At 53.5% G+C, this 13,296-nt stretch carries 12 protein-coding genes; 5 read left to right on the plus strand and 7 right to left on the minus strand.

Going from position 1 to position 13,296, the window contains the following annotated elements; all coding sequences use genetic code 11:
- Positions 1-7 precede the first annotated feature (7 nt).
- From N0M98_RS26260 to N0M98_RS26270, 3 genes are all read right to left on the minus strand, one after another.
- Positions 8-1,351, minus strand: a complete 1,344-nt coding sequence (locus N0M98_RS26260; protein WP_249865228.1) for a hemolysin family protein — start codon at positions 1,349-1,351, stop codon at positions 8-10.
- Positions 1,352-1,389: 38 nt separating this feature from the next.
- On the minus strand, positions 1,390-2,514 hold the full coding sequence (gene yfkAB, locus N0M98_RS26265) for a radical SAM/CxCxxxxC motif protein YfkAB (RefSeq protein ID WP_249865229.1): 1,125 nt from the start codon (positions 2,512-2,514) through the stop codon (positions 1,390-1,392).
- Positions 2,515-2,720: 206 nt separating this feature from the next.
- On the minus strand, positions 2,721-3,812 hold the full coding sequence (locus tag N0M98_RS26270; RefSeq protein ID WP_249865230.1) for an HD-GYP domain-containing protein: 1,092 nt from the start codon (positions 3,810-3,812) through the stop codon (positions 2,721-2,723).
- A gap of 246 nt (positions 3,813-4,058) precedes the next feature.
- Here N0M98_RS26270 and N0M98_RS26275 point away from each other — a divergent pair, with 246 nt between their 5' ends.
- Entirely contained in the window at positions 4,059-4,874 is an 816-nt protein-coding gene (locus N0M98_RS26275; protein WP_249865231.1) for an undecaprenyl-diphosphate phosphatase, read from the plus strand.
- A gap of 160 nt (positions 4,875-5,034) precedes the next feature.
- Here the strand turns inward: N0M98_RS26275 and N0M98_RS26280 are convergent, their stop codons facing one another.
- Complete coding sequence (locus tag N0M98_RS26280) at positions 5,035-5,793, minus strand: SDR family oxidoreductase (RefSeq protein WP_249865232.1); 759 nt, start codon at positions 5,791-5,793, stop codon at positions 5,035-5,037.
- A gap of 213 nt (positions 5,794-6,006) precedes the next feature.
- Between N0M98_RS26280 and N0M98_RS26285 the strand changes: the two genes are divergently transcribed.
- Positions 6,007-6,621 carry a TetR/AcrR family transcriptional regulator gene (locus tag N0M98_RS26285; protein WP_249865233.1) on the plus strand — a complete coding sequence of 205 codons (615 nt, stop codon included), beginning with the start codon at positions 6,007-6,009 and terminating at the stop codon, positions 6,619-6,621.
- Positions 6,622-7,005: 384 nt separating this feature from the next.
- Here N0M98_RS26285 and N0M98_RS26290 read toward each other — a convergent pair whose 3' ends face one another.
- Positions 7,006-8,442, minus strand: a complete 1,437-nt coding sequence (locus tag N0M98_RS26290) for a bifunctional metallophosphatase/5'-nucleotidase (protein WP_249865234.1) — start codon at positions 8,440-8,442, stop codon at positions 7,006-7,008.
- 36 nt (positions 8,443-8,478) lie between these two features.
- Positions 8,479-8,943 carry a molybdopterin-binding protein gene (locus N0M98_RS26295; RefSeq protein ID WP_249865235.1) on the minus strand — a complete coding sequence of 155 codons (465 nt, stop codon included), beginning with the start codon at positions 8,941-8,943 and terminating at the stop codon, positions 8,479-8,481.
- A gap of 124 nt (positions 8,944-9,067) precedes the next feature.
- On the opposite strand from N0M98_RS26295, the gene N0M98_RS33790 reads away from it, so the two are divergent.
- From N0M98_RS33790 to N0M98_RS26315, 3 genes are all read left to right on the plus strand, one after another.
- Positions 9,068-9,757, plus strand: a complete 690-nt coding sequence (locus N0M98_RS33790; RefSeq protein ID WP_283942818.1) for a molybdenum cofactor biosynthesis protein — start codon at positions 9,068-9,070, stop codon at positions 9,755-9,757.
- 32 nt (positions 9,758-9,789) lie between these two features.
- On the plus strand, positions 9,790-10,872 hold the full coding sequence (locus tag N0M98_RS26310; RefSeq protein WP_249865236.1) for a ThiF family adenylyltransferase: 1,083 nt from the start codon (positions 9,790-9,792) through the stop codon (positions 10,870-10,872).
- Between the two features lie 155 nt (positions 10,873-11,027).
- Positions 11,028-12,086, plus strand: coding sequence for an HD-GYP domain-containing protein (locus N0M98_RS26315; protein ID WP_249865237.1), 1,059 nt, complete (start codon positions 11,028-11,030; stop codon positions 12,084-12,086).
- A 97-nt stretch (positions 12,087-12,183) separates the two neighbouring features.
- Here N0M98_RS26315 and N0M98_RS26320 read toward each other — a convergent pair whose 3' ends face one another.
- Positions 12,184-13,125, minus strand: a complete 942-nt coding sequence (locus N0M98_RS26320; protein WP_249865238.1) for an iron-hydroxamate ABC transporter substrate-binding protein — start codon at positions 13,123-13,125, stop codon at positions 12,184-12,186.
- Positions 13,126-13,296: the final 171 nt, after the last annotated feature.

The following is a 13,296-nucleotide window of genomic DNA, read 5'->3' on the forward strand; positions in this document are numbered from 1 at the left end:
CCTACCCTTATAGTTCTTCCTGCGTTCCCTCCGGCTCCTTAGACTGCGGCAGTCGGGTGATCGCCACCCTCACAATGCGCAGCCGGCGCACCTCGGCAATTTCGAACTCGAAATTGCCGTGCCTCAGCTTCTTGCCTTTCGTCACCGCCCCTTCCAGCTCGGTAAACAGCCAGCCGCCGATCGAATCGACCTCGTCGTCTTCAATGCCGAGCGATAGCAGATCGTCCAGATCCTCCAGCAGCACCCGGCCGTCGACCGAATACGTATCGCCTTTTTTCTCAATGCTCGGCCGCTCGTTCTCATCGAATTCGTCGTGGATCTCGCCGACGATTTCCTCCAGAATGTCTTCGGTCGTCAGCAGGCCGGCCGTGCCGCCGTATTCGTCGACGACGATGACAAGCTGGGAATGCTTCCGCTGCATCAGCTTCAGCACATGGCTGATCTCCATCGACTCAGGAACCATCAGCACCGGGCGGATGAACGATTTGAGGTTATGGTCCTCGTCGGGATCGGCCGTCAACAAATCGGTAATATGGACGAACCCGATAATATTATCCTTATCATGCTTGGCAACCGGATAACGAGTATGCTTCGTACGGTACACGGTCTTCAAATTTTCCGCGAAGGACTGATCGGCGAACAAACAGTCCATATCCGTCCGCGGCAGCATAATTTCCCGGGCCACCCTATCGGAAAATTCAAAGATGTTGTCGAAGAGCGCCATCTCATCCTTATCGATATGACCGCTCTTCGCGCTCTGGTTCATTAAGATGCGGATCTCCTCTTCGGTATGTACGGCGTCATGCTCGTTGGCCGGCTGGACGCCGACAAGACGCAGCATCCGGTTCGCGGCGCCGTTCAGCAGCCATATGGCCGGGAAGAACACTTTATAGAAGACGAGCAGCGGACCGGACAGCCAGAGCGAAGTGCCTTCGGATTTCTGAATAGCCAGCGACTTGGGCGCCAGCTCCCCCAACACGATATGCAAAAACGTGATCGTCGCAAAGCCGATGAACACGGACAAGGCAGAGCTGAACCAGGCGTTGTTCCAATGCAAAAGCTCGAACAGCGGATCGACGATCAAGTGGGAGATGGCCGGCTCCCCGACCCATCCTAAGCCCAGCGACGCCAACGTAATGCCGAGCTGGGTCGCGGATAAATAAACATCCAGCTTGCCCGTTACCGCCAGCGCGTACTTGGCTCTCCCAACGCCCTCGTTTTGCAGCTGCTGAAGGCGCGTCGTTCTCACCTTAACCAGGGCAAATTCGGCGGCGACGAAAAAACCGTTCAGCAGCACGAGCACAATGACAAGCAAAATATTAAATGCGATTAAACCCCAATCAAAGCCCAATGGAATTCATTCTCCTTTGCGGTGGTTATCGGCCGGCGTTAAATCACTGCTTTTCGTCTCGTAAAATCGACTTCCTTATAATAAGTATCCACAACAAGCAAGTTCGGCCCGCAGCAGCTTGCCGCAGCGCAGTGGCAGTTGACCGACCGGTTCAGCGGATGATTCTCCCAACGGTCGAAAACCTGCTGCAGCGTATCGGCATGAACGTTGCCGAGCGCGGGAACGTCGGAGAAGTCGGTCACGTAGACGTCGCCTGTGAACAGGTTCACATTCAGCCGGTTGCGTCCGTCCGGATCGTTGCGCACCGTCACATTAGGCTCCTTGCGCAAACGGCTAATGATCCGGTGATCTTCCTCCGACTGGCTGCAGGCGTAATACGGAAGCGTGCCGAAGAGCATCCATACGTCAGGGTCGCGATGATCGAGCAGATTGTGAATCGCCGCCCGGAAGTGATCCAGCGACAACACCGGCAAGTTCGACGCGAACGAACTCGGATACATCGGATGCACCTCATGGCGGCGGCAGCCCATCTCGACGATCAGCTTATGAATTTGCGGCAGCTTCTCATGCGTCCGGTAGTTGATCATCGACTCCGCCGAAACGAACATTCCGCCGCGGCTCAGCGCGATCGTGTTCTCGACCATCCGTTCGTACAGCTTGGCCGCCGTTTCCCTGGCGACGTTCCGTCCCGAACGAACAAAGCCCACCTGATGAAAGTCGTCGGCATTCAAGTAATTGAAGGAAATATGCATGACATCCAGATAAGGAGCCAGCAGTTCGTAACGCGACAGGCTCAGCGTCAGGTTGGAGTTGATCTGCGAACGGACGCCGCGCTCCCGAGCGTATTTCAATACCGGGACGATGTAGTCCCGCACCGTAGCTTCATGGTAGCTGGGCTCTCCGCCGGTGATGCTGATCGTCTCCAGATGCTCCACCTGGTCAAGCCGTCTTAATATTTGATCGACGGGAATTCTCGGTCCCTCGGTCATCGTCAGCGTCTCACCCACCGCACAGTGCTCACACCTCATGTTGCACAAATTCGTCACTGTCAATTCCACGCTGGTCAGCTTATGCTTGCCGTGTCTTTGAAGGGAACGAATCGGATCCCACGGATCGTATTCGGGCGTTATTGCGGGCACTACGGGATTCAGCTTATGTATCATGTTGAAATTCACACCTGACTCTTTAAAAGTATTTTACCACCTATTGTATCGTATGACGCATCAAAATGAAACTAATCCGCGCAAATCCGGCTGCGGCGCAGCGTCTTTCGCCTCAGCTAACTTGCGGACAACAAAAAAACCCGAGCATCCCGGGCTTACATTACCAGTGGCTATTTGAGATTGCAGCCATACGGCCCGCTGCATTCTTAATCTTCGTCGTTCACTCCGGCAATCATGACGGACAGCTTCTGCGACAAATCCAGATCGAAAGGAGCTTGCAGCTCCTGCCCTTCTTCATCCTTCAGGATGCGCACGATGGGGCGGTGCGGAAACAGCTTGTTAAGCCCGACGACCGTCCCGGCTTCGCCCGTGCTTAACGTTACGGTAACGCCGATCGGATAAATGGCGATTTTGTCCCGGAACAATTCGATCTTCGATTTCTCGTACAGCGTATCGACTCCGGTGTACAATATTTCCATCGCCTGATGCGGAAGCATCGCTTTGCGGTAAACGCGGTGCGTCGTCATCGCATCGTAAGAATCTACCAGCCCGATCCAACGGGCGTAATCATGAATGTCGCGGCCCTCTATTCCGCGGGGATAACCGCTGCCGTTCAGCCGTTCATGATGCTGAAAGGCGCAGTGCGCGGCGATAAGAGGGATGTTCGGCTCATCCTTCAAAATGCGGAAGCCGTACTCCGCATGCTTCTTAATGCAGCTGAATTCGTCGTCGGTCAGCTTGCCGCTTTTCCTCAGCAGATCAAGCGGAATCTGCGTTTTGCCGATATCGTGCAGCAGCGCGCCGAGACCGAGCGTCATCAGCTCGTCCCTGTTGTAGCCGTGAGCCATCCCGAGCATCGTCGAATAAATGCACACGTTCAAGGAATGCTGGAATAAATAGTCGTCCATGACGCTGATGTCGGTCAGCATAATCATCGCATCCTTATGGCCGCTCAAATCGTCGATAATCAGCTTCATGACGCTGCCGAACGCCTTGCCGAGCTGCAAGCCGCCGTTCGCCTTTCTTTTGACCGAATCTTCCATAATCGTCCGAAACGTCGAACGGATCTCGGAGGTCGCTCTCATTCTCGTTTCTTCAGTAATCATATCCTCAATAATCACGTCGCTGGTTCTAGGATCATCTATGTATACATAATCAATTCCGTGCTCGCCTAACCGCCGGATTAAGTTTTGTGATAATTCCACACGTTCCCCAAGAAGGGTTAAGCCTTCTTCGTTATAAATTTTTCTCCCGAGCCTCATCCCGGGGCGAACCATATTCAATGGAAGCAGCCGCATTCCTAAACCACGTCTTCTTTCTTCAGAAGTAGACAACCGTCTATGCCTAATTTAAAGGATTCCTCTAAAAAGAGCAATATCTATTTACATAATTCGACATTCGCGCGAATTATCCTGTCGATCTTCCGTCCTATTGTTCAAAAAATCAAAATATGAAGATTATATGTAGGCCCAAGTTGGTATTGTCGGACACCCGGTTACAGGCTAAAATAGAAGAGTTCGCACAAAAAAAGGTAGGAGGCCGTTATGTTAAGTTATTGGGTTGCAATTATTATGGGTATAGTCGAAGGGCTTACCGAATTTTTACCTGTGTCTTCTACGGGACACCTCATTTTGACCCAAGCGCTTCTGGGAATCCCTGAGGATAACTCCATCATGAAAACGTTCGAGGTGGTCATTCAGCTCGGAGCTATCTTGGCCGTTGTCGTCATTTATTGGAACCGCATATTGCTGCTGTTCGGCTTGAAGAAAGACCCTTCCCGCGCCGGAAAGAAAAAGCTGAATTTAATCCATATTTTGATCGGAATATTGCCTGCGGGTATCATCGGACTGCTCGTTAACAATTGGATCGAGGAGCATCTGTTCTCGCCGAAAACCGTCCTGCTCAGCCTAATCGTCGGCGGCGTGCTGCTGATTATTGCGGAGAAGTCCTCATCGCGCAAAACCGCTCAAGAATTGGATGATATAACGTACCGTCAAGCGTTTTATATCGGTTTGTATCAAATTTTGGCCGTTATTTGGCCAGGCTTCTCCCGCTCCGGAGCAACGATTGCCGGAGGGATGCTTTCGGGCGTCAGCCGCGGCGCTTCGGCGGATTTCACGTTCATTCTCGCCATACCGCTGATGTTTGCGGCGTCAGGACTGTCGCTGATTAAATCGTACAAACTGTTTACGCCAGACATTATCGGATTTTTCGCAGTCGGTTTCGTCGTATCGTTCATTGTGGCGCTACTGGCCGTCGTCACGTTCATCAAACTCGTGTCCAGAATGCAGCTCACCTACTTCGCTTATTACCGTTTTGTGATCGCGATTTTGTTCGCCATCTATTTCTTTATGATGTAACGCCGGTTCACCCCGGCAGCATGCCATGAAAAAAGAACCGTCCCGACTCCGTAGACTCTTCTTCTATGCCGGCTTAGGCCGGCAAGGGAGGGAGCTCCACGATTCGCGGACGGTTCTTTTTGTTGGGTTAGGCCGGCATTCTCTGCCGGACACGGCTATTTTAGTAAGCGGTCCAACCGGCATCCGCCGTTACGACCGTTCCGTTGACGAAGCTGGCGTCGTCCGAGGCGAGGAATAGCGCCACTTTGGCGATTTCCTGCGGCTCTCCGGAACGGGGGTTCAAGTTGATGCCCGCCATTGCCCGCTCCATTCCGAATGAATTCGGCGTATTGATCGTTGTGCCGATATTGGTATTCACTCCCCCCGGAGCAATCGCGTTGCAGCGGATGCCCAGGTTCGCATATTGAAAACCAACGTTTTTGGTGAAGCCGACGACGGCATGCTTGGCCGCCGTATAAGCCGCTCCGGCCCGTGAGCCGTACAGCCCGCCTGCGGAGGCTACATTGACGATAACGCCGCTTTTTTTCTCGATAAAGATCGGAAGCACCTTCCGAGTCGCCCTCATCGGACCTGTCGTATTAATAGCGAAAACTCTCTCCCACAGCTCGTCCGTCACGTCGGCGGCCGGAACGAAATTATCCATAATCCCAGCGTTATTGACAAGAATATCCACCGTTCCGAATTGTTTCATCGCTGTATCGATCAAGTTCTGAATGTCTTCTTCTTTGGCCACGTTGGCCGCTACCGCAATCGCCGTGCCGCCCCCCGCTTCAATGCCGGATACGACGGTTTGCGCCGTTTCGTCCCGAAGATCGGAAACGACGACCTTCGCTCCTTCCGCGGCAAAAAGCTCCGCGATGGCTTTGCCCATACCTGACGCCGCTCCTGTAATTACAGCCACTTTTCCGGAAAGTCTCATCTTGAATCCCTCCATGGTTTATTATTTGAATTCAACCAAGTATAAATTCGAACTCATCAAATAATTAAACGTACAGATGTTGTATACAGAACATCTGTTACTTCAAGTATAATAGAGCGAGAGGGAATTACAATCATCAAAGAACGGCGATTTGACAGCTAACCGACAAAACAAGTCATTTTGTTCAATAACTCGCAAAGGGATGATTTTGCAATGAAGGAAATCAATAAAAAACCGGATCGACGCATCCTGCGCAGTAAAAGCGCCTTAAGGGAAGCGCTGCTGGGATTAATGTCGCAAAAGCCTTTCACCTCCATCTCCATCACGGAAATCGTCGAGCAGGCCAACTATAACCGGGGCACGTTCTACTCCAATTACGAAAGTAAAGAAGCTTTGCTTGACGACGTTATCTCGGAATTGATCGGCCGGCTGCTGCAATCGTACCGGGCGCCTTATGAAAGCGCGGAAGTGTTCCGCATCAGCGAAATGGCCGCTAACTCCGTAATGATCTTCCAGCATGTTTTCGAAAACGCCAAAATATACGCCATATTAATGAAAAGCGACGTGCTCCCGGTTTTAAGGGAAAAAATGTTTATCGCTCTCAAGCAAATCTCCCAGGAAGAATTAGTTCATCCCGAACACGACATCGATCAGGAGCTGCTTGCCATCTATTCGATTCACGCGCTGCTCGGCCTCGTCTTCTATTGGGTGGAGAGCGGCTTCAAGCATCCTACATCCTATATGCAGGAACAGCTGATCAAGCTGATTCGTTGGCGGCCGTCCGATGCTAGAACGGTGGTAGTGAAGCGGGCGGAGGATCTCCGGTGAGAACACTTTCGCCCGTGCCGCTCTATGATGACGGCCAAGCTGCGCGGCTGGATTGCCCATATTCCAATATCACATTCTTATCTAGGATGGGAACAAATCCCCCAAAAGCCATCCATGCCGCCGACGCGGCACCACAGACAATGGAAATGGGGTACCAAGAGTAATTTCCAGGGTAGTGACGTGATGCTCTGAAGCTTATTCCGTCCGCATCCGGCTTCAGCTGGATCGGCGTCTAACCCTTCCTCTGGGATCGTTCTATGGGTAGGCTTTACTTTCGGGGGAGTCCCCGGATTTCCACAGGATATGGCTGCGCATCATTTCCTAAACAACTAAAAAAAACCGGCCTTGCGGCCAGGTTTGGTCTTAACCCATACGTGCGCGGAGCTATACCGCATGCCACCGTTTCACGGCGCCTTCCCGGATCGCTTCAGGAAGATGAAGCTCCTGCACGATAATATCGCGGATAAACTCAGGCAAGAAATATTCGACTTGGCTGCCCTGCGCCAACGATAAGTAACCTTTGCCGAACGTGAACATATCGATCGTCCCGACGATGTACTCTTTCTCAGGGACAAGCGGCTGCGAGCCTGCGAGCGCCCTGCGTATTTTCGCCATATCCGGCGCCTTCGGATCGTATTCCACCCGCAAGCCGTCCAAATTGAGCATGCCCAGCACCTTACCCCGGAACCCGAAGCCGTAAATCGGCATCTCCTTAAATTCGGGCAGCAGCGATTCCTCCAGCGCCTTCAAGAGATGCTCGCCCTTGATCCGAATCCGGCACGGATTGATCGGGGAAGGACAAATCTCAAGCAGCCTTCCGGCGGTTACGGGCCCCGCCTTCAAACCGTCCAGAAACTGCCCGGCATTGACGATCCCGATGTCCGCCCCCGTCCATCGCCGAAGGGCGGCAGCAAGCATATTGCCGAGAGGGGCTTCCGTGTTCCATTCCGACGGCAGAGATTGCGGCAAATAAGCGACCTCGCGGTCGAGCATGCTCGCGGCATCGGCCTTGCAGCGTTGCGCCAGCTCCAGCACGGCCGGATCGGCGGCCTCCTCCGCCATGGAGCGCACATAGCCGGAGGAACGGATCGGCTTACGGCTGACGGGGTCCAGCTCCAAATCGACGACGCCTATATATTGGCCGAATTTGCCTGCTCCGCATACCAGCGATTGCCCGATGCGCAGCGGCTGCTCCAGCAAATGATGGCTATGTCCGCCCAAAATGACGTCGATCCCCGGGATATCCACCGCAATCCGTTCGTCCAGCTTAAGTCCGAGATGAGAAAGAAGGACGAGCACATCGACCTGAGGGCGAAGTTTGCCGGCCCAGAACTGCACGGAGGCAAACGGATCTTGAACCGTCCAGCCGAGCAGCCGATAAAATTCATGATAATAAGCGGTAACGCCGATTAACCCTATCGAGATACCCGATTTGACAATAATATGATACGGTGCCATCCACGACGGCGGACTCCCTGTCTCTGTCTCCACCAGATTGCCGCACAGCATCTTCAGATCCGGGCGGCTGCCGTATAGCTCGGCCAGCGCCTCCCTCGTCAAGGTCAAGCCTTCATTATTGCCCAGCGTCATCGCCTCATAGCCTGTCGCGGACATCATATCCAGGTTGAAGCCGCCGGCGCTTGCCTCGGTTTCCGGGCGCATCCGGTCGAGATGATCCCCAATATCGACTGTGAGCGTATGCTCTTCCCCCGCCTCGGCGCGAAGCTTCTTGAATGCGGCGGCAATCGCCGGCATTTGTTCAAAATGGCTGTGGATATCGTTCGAATGAAGGATACGCAGCCGCAAAGGCGTTGCATTCATATTCCCCGGCCTCCCCGTCGTAACGGCACATTGTTATTATTTGCGCAGCCGCAAGTCTTCCGGACTTACGACGTTCTTAAAACCGTAGCTCGCTTCGTCCGCCTTCTCGCTGTAAAGAAAACGGATCGTAACGATACTTTTCACATTGAGGCATTCGCTGCTTCCGTCGGGCACGTATAGCCGGATCGGAAATCCTTTGTGCAGCGGCTTGCCGTCCTGCTCATACAGAAATACGGCTTGATCCAGCTGGGACCACGGTATGGTCGCCTGAAATTCATCGGCCGCCTCCACCCTCATCAAGGCAGGTTCCTGCTCCTGCCCCGGTAACGCCTTTCGCTGTTTGGTCCAGGCGCGGTACCAGGACTTCAGCTCGAACGCTTGTCCGCTGACTCCGGGAACCCGCTCCTGAAGCGGCAAATGCACGGGAGCGGCAGCGCTCATTTCGGTTGCTGTATATTGCCCGTATCCATGTTTTTCATCATATACGGTTATATTCATCATGATCCCTCCTTCACTTGAATAGCCTATAGGTCCGGCAGGCACATCGGTATTACGAAACCCCTCTATTATATCACTATTGCTCGAAGTTATGGTATGCTGTAATAAAACCGTTGGAGTGGATGGAATGAACCTGCAAATCTATGTTTTCGCCGGTTTGGCCGAGCTGCTGGGCGGATCGGCGGTATCCCTGGAATGGGAGGATAACGCCCTTCTGACCCCTGCCTTGCTTAAGCGGCGGCTGGCGGCTCTGTATCCTCAGGCCGCTCCCTTTCTTGCGCAAGCATTTGTCGCGGTAAACCACAGTTATGCTCCGGAGGATCAGGAGCTCACCGCGCATGATGAGATCGCCTTGATCCCGCCGGTTTCGGGTGGCGAGCTCCAGCTGATTGAGATCACCTACGAACCGATTTCCGTAGAGCAGGTGACCGCCAAAGTGCTTCATCCTAATCACGGAGCAGCGCTGACGTTCACGGGGACAACCCGCGAATGGACGCACGGTAAGCGGACTTCCTTGCTCGAATATGAAGCCTATGAACCGATGGCGATCAAAACGATGGAGCAAATTGCCCGGGAAATCAGCGAGCGCTGGGAAGGCGCTTTATGTGCCATCACTCATCGTCTCGGCAAAGTCGATATCGGCGAGATCAGCGTCGTCATCGCCGTCTCTGCGCCGCACCGGGACGCCGCTTACGAAGCAAGCCGGCATGCTATCGAACGATTGAAGCAAATCGTGCCGATCTGGAAAAAAGAAATATGGGAAGACGGCTCCGAATGGAAAGGCCATCAGCTCGGGCCGTGGAACCCGTTGGTATAGAGAGATAAGGAGATAAGGAGCGAACCGCCACCATGAACAATCACGATCATGCCAATGAACCTACTGCTGCCTCGGCATCTCCCGCGGCAGCCGAAAGATATTCGCGCCAGCTGCTGTTCGCGCCCATCGGCGAGCAGGGACAAGCCCGGCTGATGCAATCGCGCGTCGCCATCGTCGGCATGGGCGCTCTCGGCACGGTCCTGGCGAACCATATGGTCCGTGCCGGCGTAGGCTTCGTCCGACTCATCGACCGCGATTTCGTCGAGGCGAGCAATCTGCAGCGCCAAATGCTCTACGATGAAGCCGACGCCGACGCATCGGTCCCCAAAGCGATGGCCGCGGCCAAACGGCTGCAGGAGGCCAACTCGCTCGTAACGCTGGAGCCGGTCGTCGCCGACCTCCATGCCGCCAACGCCGAATCGCTCTTGACCGGCGTCGATCTGATTCTGGACGGCACGGATAACTTTGCCGTCCGCTTCCTCATTAATGACGTGAGCCTGAAGCACGGCATCCCATGGATTTACGGCGGCGCGGTCAGCTCCCGCGGCGTATCGATGACCGTCGTTCCGGGAGAGACGCCCTGCCTGCGCTGCATGTTCGGGCAGGCTCCCGCCCAAGGAACGACCGAGACCTGCGATACGGCCGGGGTCATCGGGCCGATCATCCATACGGTGGCTTCGCATCAGGCCACCGAAGCGTTCAAGCTGTTGGTCGGGGCCCATGCCCAGCTGAACCGCAAGATGATCCACTGGGATCTGTGGTATAACCAGCACGCCGCCGTGGACGTGAGCAAAGCCCGCAAGGCGGACTGTCCGGCCTGCGGGCAAGGACATTACGAATATTTGCAGCAGGAAGCCGGAGAGGACACGATCCAAACCTTGTGCGGCCGCAATTCGGTGCAAATTCAGCCGGTAGTCCCCGCTTCGTTCCGGCTCGCCGATTGGGCCGACAAATGGAAGCCGCTCGGCCGCGTGGAGCTGAACCCGTTCCTGCTCAAGTTCCATCCCAGCGACAATATGACATTGGTGCTGTTCTCCGACGGCCGGCTGCTCGTACAAGGAACCGACGACCCTGTAACAGCCAAAAGCTTATACAGCCGGTATATCGGCATGTAACGGTTAAGGCGGCAGACCTTAGACAGGGCTGCCGCCTTCTTCTCTTTTTTCGACAAAATCGCTAAATTGCTGTTGCCATTATAATGCATTCTTGATACGATGACATTATATGCCGTTTAGCGCTTTAAAGCATATTGTGGTAGGGAGGGACGGCTTTGAGAATTTCTGTCATGGATTTACAAGTTGGGGATCGCACCGGTTCGGATGTCTTTAATTGGAACGGACTCCTTGTCGTTTCCGCACATACCGTACTGAATGCCGATGATATTGACAAACTGCAGCTGCACAGCGTCGATTACGTCGATATCATGATGAGACAAGATAGCCCGGCCCCGGACGAAGTAAAAGCGGCAACCGGGAAGCTGCAGCAGGAGCCCTTTTCCCAAACGGCAGCCTATGAAGAAGCGGTCGGCGGCATTAAACAGCTGTTCTGGCAAATGTCCGAACAAGGACAGCTGCGCGAAGAACAGGTAGACCAGTGCTTTGCTCCTTTAGCTAACCATTTCGAGAAGGAACGGGATGTCGTCTCGCTGCTGCTTACCTTGAATAACAAGGACGACTACACATACCAGCATAGCGTGCAGGTCGGTATGATCTCCTATTACATAGCCAAGTGGCTCGGACAGAGCGAGGAGGAAGCGATTGTTGCAGGCAAAGCTGGCTATTTGCACGATATCGGCAAAAGCCGCATCGACAATGCGATTTTGCAAAAGCCCGGCCCTTTAACGGAAGAAGAATTCGAAATCGTTAAGCGCCACGCCCAATACGGGTACGATATGATTATAGGATCGAACCTGCCGAAGCCGCTAGCTCTGGCTGCCCTGCAGCACCATGAACGGTTGGACGGATCGGGCTACCCGGGAGGGCTTCGCGGCAATGATATTTATCCGCTCGCCAGAATCGTGTCGGTGGCGGACGTGTACAGCGCCATGATCTCCAATAGAGTGTACCGGCATAAGCAGGATCTGCTGCTCGTGTTAAAAGAACTGCACCGGCTGAGCTTCGAGAAGCTCGATCCGACGGTCACTCAAGTGTTCATTCGGCATATGATCCCGAATTTCATCGGCAAACGCGTCTTATTGAGCAGCGGTGAAAGCGGTGTCATTATCATGACGCATCCTACCGATTTCTTCAAACCGCTCGTGCAAATCGGAGATACGTTCATCAATCTGTCGGACACGCCGGATCTCGACGTTAAGGAAATTTATATGTAGGACACGCCTATTAAACGGCATCCGAAGCATCGAATAGAAAAACGATACGTTCAAACCAAAAAGCGCGGCTCCCTATCAGGACATCGCGCTTCCATTATTATTCGAGGAAACCTTTCTTGAAAATACCCAGCAAATATTCGAGCGTGATCGGATCGCTGTATGAGGAAGCTTTCGTATTAATCTCAATGACATGATGGTTTTTGACGGCAGGGATGCCTTTCCATATTTCCGACTCCATGAACGACGCATCGCCTTCCGGATCTCTGCTAAGGACAATATAATCGCCCGCATATTCCGGAAGAACCTCTTTGGACAGCATATAATAGCCGGGTCCAAGCGCCTCTTTCTTGACCGGATCAGGCATATTCAGCCCCATCGCTTGATATAAAATCTCCGTGCCGCGCGCCCATTTGTCCCCGAATACATAAAAGCTTTTCGCATCCGTCTCAAACACCGAAACGGTGACGTTATCGCCGAGCTTCGCTTTAATTTCTTTGCCGGTCGCCCCCGCGCGCTGCTTGAAATCATCCACCCAGGCTTGCGCTTCCTTCTCTTTATTCAGCAGTTTGCCGATCTCGAGCTGCTGTTCCAAATAATCCAGCTTGCCCCATGTATAAACGACGGTAGGCGCAATTTTATTAAGCTCTGCAATATTTTTCATTTGGGCGCCCGCGATGATCAGATCCGGGTCCTGCGCCGTAATTTTCTCCAAATCCGCTTCCGATACGACCTCGACGCCATCGAGCTTTTTCGTGAACAACGGGTTCATTTTGGTCCACTGATCCACCCCGACGAGCGTTCCCTCGAGCGCCAGCACATTCGGCGCATTGGTCAAGGCGACAATCCGCTTCGGACTTGCCGGGACCTCCACCGGCCCCCGCTCGGATTGATAAGTGATCTTGCCGGACTCTTTGGAATCCGCAGCCGATGCGGAGCCATCCTGCGAAGGCGCGCTCTCAGGATTGCCGGCCTGGCTCCCGCATGCGCTGGATACGACCATCAATAGCAGGATCATAGGGATTAGCAGCTTGTTTTTCATATTCCATTCTCCTTGTGTTGGATTGCAGAAATCAATAATCGATAATGATTATCAATATCAAATTCTTTTATACTATAATATTCTCATCCAACGGTTGTCAAATGGGGTCTGGATTCAAGCGACTTTTTAGCAAAGAACAAATCCCCCAAAAGTGACGTGATGCTCTGAAGC

It is taken from the genome of Paenibacillus doosanensis (assembly GCF_025060755.1).
GTDB lineage: Bacteria > Bacillota > Bacilli > Paenibacillales > NBRC-103111 > Paenibacillus_S > Paenibacillus_S doosanensis.

Excerpts from the sequence above, each read along its gene's own strand:
- yfkAB (WP_249865229.1), bottom strand. The coding sequence starts at position 2,514 with ATGATACATAAGCTGAATCCCGTAGTGCCCGCAATAACGCCCGAATAC.
- N0M98_RS26270 (WP_249865230.1), bottom strand. The coding sequence starts at position 3,812 with ATGCGGCTGCTTCCATTGAATATGGTTCGCCCCGGGATGAGGCTCGGG.
- N0M98_RS26275 (WP_249865231.1), top strand. The coding sequence starts at position 4,059 with ATGTTAAGTTATTGGGTTGCAATTATTATGGGTATAGTCGAAGGGCTT.
- N0M98_RS26280 (WP_249865232.1), bottom strand. The coding sequence starts at position 5,793 with ATGAGACTTTCCGGAAAAGTGGCTGTAATTACAGGAGCGGCGTCAGGT.
- N0M98_RS26285 (WP_249865233.1), top strand. The coding sequence starts at position 6,007 with ATGAAGGAAATCAATAAAAAACCGGATCGACGCATCCTGCGCAGTAAA.
- N0M98_RS26290 (WP_249865234.1), bottom strand. The coding sequence starts at position 8,442 with ATGAATGCAACGCCTTTGCGGCTGCGTATCCTTCATTCGAACGATATC.
- N0M98_RS26295 (WP_249865235.1), bottom strand. The coding sequence starts at position 8,943 with ATGATGAATATAACCGTATATGATGAAAAACATGGATACGGGCAATAT.
- N0M98_RS33790 (WP_283942818.1), top strand. The coding sequence starts at position 9,068 with ATGAACCTGCAAATCTATGTTTTCGCCGGTTTGGCCGAGCTGCTGGGC.
- N0M98_RS26310 (WP_249865236.1), top strand. The coding sequence starts at position 9,790 with ATGAACAATCACGATCATGCCAATGAACCTACTGCTGCCTCGGCATCT.
- N0M98_RS26320 (WP_249865238.1), bottom strand. The coding sequence starts at position 13,125 with ATGAAAAACAAGCTGCTAATCCCTATGATCCTGCTATTGATGGTCGTA.